The 7,134-nt window shown below is 55.1% G+C and carries 5 protein-coding genes; 3 read left to right on the top strand and 2 right to left on the bottom strand.

Annotated features, from left to right (window positions below; genetic code table 11):
* Positions 1-509, bottom strand: a 509-nt coding sequence (locus C814_RS11795) for a LytR/AlgR family response regulator transcription factor (RefSeq protein WP_016318063.1), incomplete at its 3' end; no start/stop codon positions are given.
* 220 nt (positions 510-729) lie between these two features.
* Between C814_RS11795 and C814_RS11790 the strand changes: the two genes are divergently transcribed.
* Entirely contained in the window at positions 730-1,128 is a 399-nt protein-coding gene (locus tag C814_RS11790; protein ID WP_016318062.1) for an OTU domain-containing protein, read from the top strand.
* Positions 1,129-1,232: 104 nt separating this feature from the next.
* The gene (locus C814_RS11785) at positions 1,233-5,669 is read left to right on the top strand and encodes an Ig-like domain repeat protein (RefSeq protein WP_016318061.1); all 4,437 of its coding nucleotides are present in this window, start codon (positions 1,233-1,235) and stop codon (positions 5,667-5,669) included.
* On the opposite strand, the gene C814_RS22930 is transcribed toward C814_RS11785, so the two are convergent.
* Positions 5,647-6,410 (bottom strand): IS5 family transposase gene (locus C814_RS22930; RefSeq protein ID WP_155846367.1). Its coding sequence is split into 2 segments (ribosomal slippage): positions 5,647-6,068 and positions 6,068-6,410, totalling 765 coding nucleotides; the frame shifts between segments, so codons are not numbered across the junction. The genes C814_RS11785 and C814_RS22930 overlap by 23 nt on opposite strands.
* A gap of 98 nt (positions 6,411-6,508) precedes the next feature.
* Between C814_RS22930 and C814_RS24545 the strand changes: the two genes are divergently transcribed.
* On the top strand, positions 6,509-7,134 hold a 626-nt coding region (locus tag C814_RS24545; protein WP_016318058.1), incomplete at its 3' end, for an MBG domain-containing protein.

Genomic DNA, 7,134 nt, shown 5'->3' with positions numbered 1-7,134 from the left:
GTTATCTTTTCCCCGCTGGTGATATGGACTTCCACACAGCGTCCGCAGTATTCCGTATGGGTAATCTGGTGAAGCAGGAGCGGCTGCTGTCCTGCCGCGCCCGGAACCATCACGCACTGGTTCTGTTCCAGAAGCTTTGCCCCGCACCGGGTCAGGGCCTGTGCCAGCTTTTCATAGGAATAGGGCTTGACCAGGTAAAATGCCGCCGCCACATCATAGCTGTCCACAGCAAATTCCTTGGTGGTTGTCGTAAAGATTAGCTGGCAGGCATCGTCCTGCTCCCGGATTTTTTTCGCCGCTTCCATGCCGGTCATGCCGGACATATAAATATCCAGAAAAATCACATCAAAGGTATCCGGGGCAAAGCCTGCAAGCAGGGCTTCGCCGCTTTCAAAAACTGCCGGGGCCGGAACCAGGACAATCCCCTGCTCCCGCGCCCAGCGGCAGATAAATTCCCGCAGTTTCCCAGCGTCTGCGGAAAGGTCGTCTGCAATGGCAATTCGCATCATTTTCGCCTCCTAACACAAAAGACTTCGTTTGTCAAGACCCATTATACCATATTTTCAGCGTCCTGACCTACATCTCATGCAGATTTTTGACATCTCATGCAGAGCCTATTGACAAGAACGGGAAAAACGCTATGCTAAATATATAACCGATTCCTTAAAAGGGTCGGTTTTTTTGATGCCATTTTTTCATTTTTATATACTGCGGAAAGGAGGAGCCGGATTGAGGATTGCACTTTATAATGAAAACCCCGGAGAACTGAAAGCACTGTCAGGGCAGCTTGACCGGTGCGCCAGGGAACACCTGCGTTTTGCGGAAATCGTCCCCTATGCCAGACAGGAGGATTTTTGCAGCATGGTGCGGGACGGGCCAGATTTTGACCTGTTTGTGGTGGCGCAGGACGGCACGTTCAGCCTGGAGGTGGTGGAACTGCTGCGGGAGGAACGGCCAAAGGCGCGGATTTTCTGGTTTTCTGACCTGGACTTCGCCCTGCGCGCCTACCGCTACAACGCGGACTGGTTTGGGCGAAAGCCGGTTGCCCTGCCCGCCTTGCAGAAAGCCTTTGGGCAGCTTCTGCGCCGCAGAGGGCAGCTTATGACACAAAACACAAACGCTTTGTGAGCCGCCCGTCCCAAAACCCAAAAGCGCCTGCCCAGGGCGCGGGGTTCATCCAGGCACAGGGAATTGGGAACCATACATTTTTCAAAATATCAGGAGGGCATTTTATGAGAAACAAGTTAAGGAGGCCGTTGGCGTTCCTGCTGTCTGCGGTGATGATTGTCACCATGTCAGGAACTCCGGTTCATGCGGTGGCAGACAGAGGACAGCCGGAAACCGGGCTGTGCGAACACCACGCCGCGCATACGGACGATTGCGGCTATACAGAAGAAACGCCGGGAACGCCATGCGGCCACGAACACACAGAGGACTGCTACACCGAAGTGACCGAGTGCGTCCACGAGCATACGCCGGAGTGTTACCGGTCGGAAACAGAGGACGGCGTATCGGACAACGAGGCTACCCCGGCAAACGCCAAGGAACGGGAGCCGGAAAACTGCCCCCATATCTGCGATGGGGAAAGCGGCTGTATTACAGAAAAATCAGACTGCCGGCATGAGCACAAGGTGAATGGCGGCCTGGGCCGTGACAGCGAGTGCGGCTACACCGAAAGTACGCCGGGAACACCATGCACCTATGTGTGTGAAATCTGCAATCCGCAGGACAGCGGCGAAGCCGACGAGGAACCGGAAACAGGAATCATCAAACAAGAGCAATGCTCTTGTTTGACCCTCTGTACAGAGGGTCAAATCAATCCTGACTGCCCGGTCTGCGGCGCAGAGGATGCCGGCCTGTCGAACTGCAAAGGGAAAGCTGAAAAAGAAGATACAAAACAGCCGGAAGATACCGGCATCTGCAAGCATCATCAGGAACATGACGATGCCTGCGGCTACCAGCCGGAATCGGAGGACAGTGAAGGAAGTCCGTGTACTTATGAGTGCCGTATCTGCCCCATTGAGGACCTGATCGCCGCCCTGCCGGATAAAGTGACGGAGGATAATGCGGACGAGGTGCGGGCGCAGCTTGACCATATCCTCGCGCTCTATGGAGAACTGACCGAGGACGAACAGGAGGAAATCGACTTGTCCCGCGTCACCAAGCTGCAAGGGGCGCTGGACAATGCCAACGCGCCGATGATGGCAGATGGCCGTACCGAACGGCAGGACACCGACGAGGCCAGCGTGACCATCGGCGGGGAAACGCTGTACTACGCCACGCTGGAGGAGGCGTTTGCCGCCGCCAATGGGCAAACCGCAGCCATCACCATGCTGACAGATGCGGAGTGCATACACAGCGGTTCCGCTGGCTCCCCTCTCAACATCACCGGCGGCAACGTCACACTGGACTTGAACAGGAAAACCCTGTCCGGCAAGGGCTATGGAGTAGCTTATGGGATCATCAACGTCAGCGGCGGCTCTCTGCTGGTAAAGGGAAATGGTAACGTGAACGCGAACAGATTTGGTCTATCCTGCCGCAACGGCGGGACGCTGACAGTCGCGGCTGTAAATATAGGCTTAGGTTCGGATTTTTCTGACGCCATCGCGGGTGTTACGAATCAAGGCGGCACCGTTATTCTAAACGGAACCGAAATAACCGGAGCGGCTTCTTCCGGTCAAATCTATCAATATTCCGGAACCACCACGATCCATAACGTGACCGCGACAGGGGCAACGGAAGACTGCCCTAAAAGCGTGTTGTATTACAACGATGGTACGCTGACGATCAACGGCGGGACGTTTGATAAAATTGTAGTCGAATCTGGCAACTACGGTGATGTCCAATCCGTCGCGGAGCTGCTGGGCGAGGGCTATACTTACAAGAAACAGGACGGCACCTGGGCCACGGCCGATGATCTGGTGGCTATGGAAATCTCCAACGTCACCGTTGCAAAAATCCCTCTCACCATCCATCCCCAGGGGGATACGTCGTGGTATTACAGCACCCAGCAAACGCACACGCTGGCCATGAACGCTGCCTCGGTGAGCGGCGGCACTGTCACCTATGTGTGGAAAAACGGCACTGAAACGCTGGACTGTTCAGAGGACACCTGCACCGTCCCCGCCGATACGCCTGTGGGGAGTTATACCTATATCTGTGAGGCAACCTGTGACGGCTATACCCTGTCCCATACGTTTTCATTTGAAATCAAGCAGTCCGGCACCCAGTTTACCGGGGACGGCGAGGTAAAAACCTACAACGGCGATACGCAGACTACTACTTTCACCGCCGATGACACCATCACCGTCAAGGCCACGCCCACCGCAACCGGGGAGGCTCCGGCCAACTCCGCTATGTTTGCGGCCAGCTTCACCGGGCCGGGCGCGGGCCAGATGGCGGTGTTTGTGGGTGATACGCAGGTGTCCGCTCCCGCAGACAAAGGTGCGGACGGCACCTACACCATGACCGTCAGCGCCGCCGATGTGCTGGTTGCGGCAGGAGGCCCAGGTACGGGAATCACCCTGACGGCGAAATTCGTTGGGAATGACAATATGGCGGACGGCGCGGGGACGGTGGATGTCAGCATCTCCGCCGTAGCGAAGATTGAAAATGGCAGCACCACCACCTATGTGGGCAATTTGGACGATGCGTTCAAAACGGAAAACGATGGCGCGACCATTACGCTGCTGAAGGATGTGACGCGAACACCAGTACTCGACATCCAAATCACCTGCAACCTGGACCTGGGTGGGCATACCATCACCTGCACTGGTGGAACAGCTATCGGCATTTGGAGTAACGCAAATGTGACCATTCAGGGTGCGGGCGAGGTTGTTTCTGCAAGCGGCACCGCTCTTGATGTGGGGGGAAATGTCACGCTGAAAGGTGGAACCTTTACCGGTGGGGGATCGCAATTTGCTGGTGTAAATGTCAATGATGAGAGCGGATCTCTATCCGTCACCGAAAATGTGACCATACAGAACACAGGCGGCGGTTATGGATTGGCCGTCAGCAATGCACAGTCTGTTCAACTCTCAGGTGGAAAATACTCCGGGACGGCGGGGGCAATTGTCATAGTGAGCCAATCCTCCTCTCTCACCCTCGGCGGCCTGCTGGCCCACAGCGGCGACACCCGGTACGCCTATTTTGACGAAAGCGGCACAACCCCCTTTACGGGTGTGCTGGGCAATAAGTCGCTGACCGGCACAGTGACGGTGAAGAAGTGCAACCATACCGGCGAGGGCGTCTGTGAGTACACCCATGCCACCGGCACCACCACCCACCAGCAGACCTGCCTTGCCTGCGGCAAGAAATGGGACGAAGAAAATTGCAGCTACACTAACGGCGGGTGTGCCTGCGGCTCTACGCTGGCGGTCACACTGCCTGATAATCTGGATTTGACCTACACCGGCACAGCGCAGACACCCGAAGTTACTGTTATGGTGGATGGAACAGCCGCACTCGCAGTAAATACCGATTATTCGGTAGCCTACGACAACAACATCAACGCTGGGAATACGGCAAAAGTGACCGTCACAGGCACAGCTTTTAACGGAACAGTGGAAAAGACTTTCGCTATCAAAAAGGCTACACTGACCATCAAGGCCAGCGACCAGACCATCACCTATGGTCAGAGCATCACCGAGGGAACAGGGCAGGTAACTGCCACTGGGCTTTGCGCTGGTGATAGTTTAAGTAGCATTACCCTCGCCGCCAGCACCAGGAATGTACCCGGCGGCACCATCGAACTCTCCGCCGCTCAAATCAAGAACAGCAGCAGCGCAGATATGACCGCCAATTATACAATTACTTATCAGCCGGGAACGCTGACCATCAATAAGGCAGCAGCCCCCGCCATTACCTGGCCTGCCGCCAATGGTCTGACCTATGGGCAGAAACTATCCGAGAGTACGCTGAGCGGAGGCAGTACAGAATACGGCTCCTTTGCATGGACGAACCCGGATACCGTTCCAACCGCTGGGACATCTGGATATAGCGTGACCTTTACGCCAAGCGATTCCACTGTGCAGAATTATGAACCTATCACAACCATAACGCAGGATGTGAATGTCACTGTGGCACAGGCTACTCCTACCGTCACAGTAGAGGTAAAAATGAGCGACAGCGCAAAAGGCAGGGTGGCAGATTTGCTTGTCACCGTTACCGGCGCACAGAACGGCGCGGCTCCTGCGGGCAGCATCATCCTCACCAGCGATGGATTAAGCGAAACCCTGACCTTGCAGAACGGGAAAGCTGCCTATAAATGGGAAAACCTGTCCGACAAGGAGTATACGGTCACAGCGGCATACAGCGGCGATACCAACTACAAAGAGGCTAACGGCCAGTTGTCCTTTGACGCGGCAAAGAAAAATCAGGAATCCTTTGCCATTTCCCCGGTGGAAGCAAAGACCTACGGTGATCCGGCGTTTGACCTCGCCACCACCGGCGGCAACGGCTCTGGCGCGGTCAGCTTTACAAGCTCCGACCCGTCCGTTGTCAGCATCAATGACAAAACTGCGACCATCCGCAAAGCCGGAACTGTCACAATCACCGCAAGAAAAGCAGCGGACAACAACTACAATGAAGCCGTGGCAGCCATTTCCGTGACCATCGGAAAAAGGCCGATCACCCTAGATGGTGTCGTCAATAAAGAAGGAGCCAAATAGCAATACAACGTATTTGGACAGCAGCAGCGAAAGAAGCGGCATTTTTAGCGTAGCGAGTCGCAATACCGCGCCATCTTTTGAGAAGCAGGAAAGCGTTCTCGACGAGATGGCGAAGTTTGTAGAAATATTTATCATACTTCCGAGGATGTTTTCGGCTTTTCCTTGGCGGAATGACCGGCATCATTCCCTCGTCAACCGCCTTGAGGATGATTGCGTCCGTATCATAGCCTCGATCTGCCAGAAGATATTCTGCCTGAAATCCCTCGATCAACCGCGCTGCAATTGTGCAATCCGCTATGGTACCAGAAGTGACAAAGAATCGCACCGGCATACCATGCGCATCCACGGCCAAATGTATCTTGGTGTTGAGCCCCCTTTTGTACGGCCCATCGCCTGATTTCCACCCCGCGCGCCAGCAGCGTCAGGATGTACTTTGATATGGCTGGCGTCGATCATCAGCCACTCAAAGTCGGTGTCATCTACCAACGCTTCCAGAATCTTTTCCCAGATTCCCTTGTCACGCCACCGGCAGAACCGGCGGTGTACATTCTTCCAGTTTCCATACGTTTCCGGCAAGTCCCGCCAGGGTGCTCCGGTGCGCAAAATCCAGAATACACCGTTGATAAACTGCCGCGTATCTCGGGCATTGCCTCCGCGCGTCCCTTTTTCGCCTATTGTGTTTGGTTTGATTTTCTCCCACGCTCTGTCGCTTATATCATGTCGATGCTGTTCCCTCGCCATTTTTCTGCCCTCCTGCTACTTTGAGGACTATTATAGCACATTTCTATTGACGACACAACCTAACGGCAGACAGCTTTACCGTGGTAAAAGGCGCGGCTATGCCGACACTGACCTATCAGACGGCGGGGCTGGTGAACAGCGATACTTTTACGACAGACCCAACCATGACAACCAGTGTATCAGATACCAATACCCTTGGAGAATATGCCATTGTCATCAGCGGCGGCATACTGACCAACGGGGACAGCTACCAGATCACCTATGTAAACGGCAAGCTGACTGTAACGGATAAAATCCCCGTTCAATTAACCATAGCAGCAACTCCTGACTCTCTCGCTGGCGGTGGAACAGTAACGCTGACCATCAGCGGCCTGCCCTCCGGCGGAGAGGCAACGGTAAGCTGCTCTGACAGCAGTATCAATGTTACCGGCAGCGGAACAAGCTGGAAAGCCACCCTGCCTAACGAAACGGCAACATATACCTTTACCGCAAATTATAGCGGTGACACTCAGCACAGCAGTGCTATGGCCACTTGTACAGTCAGTGTAACCAAGCGTACTAACGGCGGCGGTTCCTCCGGCGGTGGGAACGGAAACTCTGGCGGTTCCAGCAGCGGGGGAGGTTCCTCGTCCGGCGGCGGTTCTTCCAGCGGTGACAATGGTTCCTCCGGCGGCGGCTCCACGATTGTAGCGCGTCCCGACGAAACCAAGCCGGACACTCCTAC

Origin of the sequence: Anaerotruncus sp. G3(2012) (assembly GCF_000403395.2) — a bacterium.
In the GTDB taxonomy this organism is placed as follows: Bacteria; Bacillota; Clostridia; order Oscillospirales; family Ruminococcaceae; genus Anaerotruncus.
This window is presented reverse-complemented; position numbering and strand designations above follow the sequence as displayed.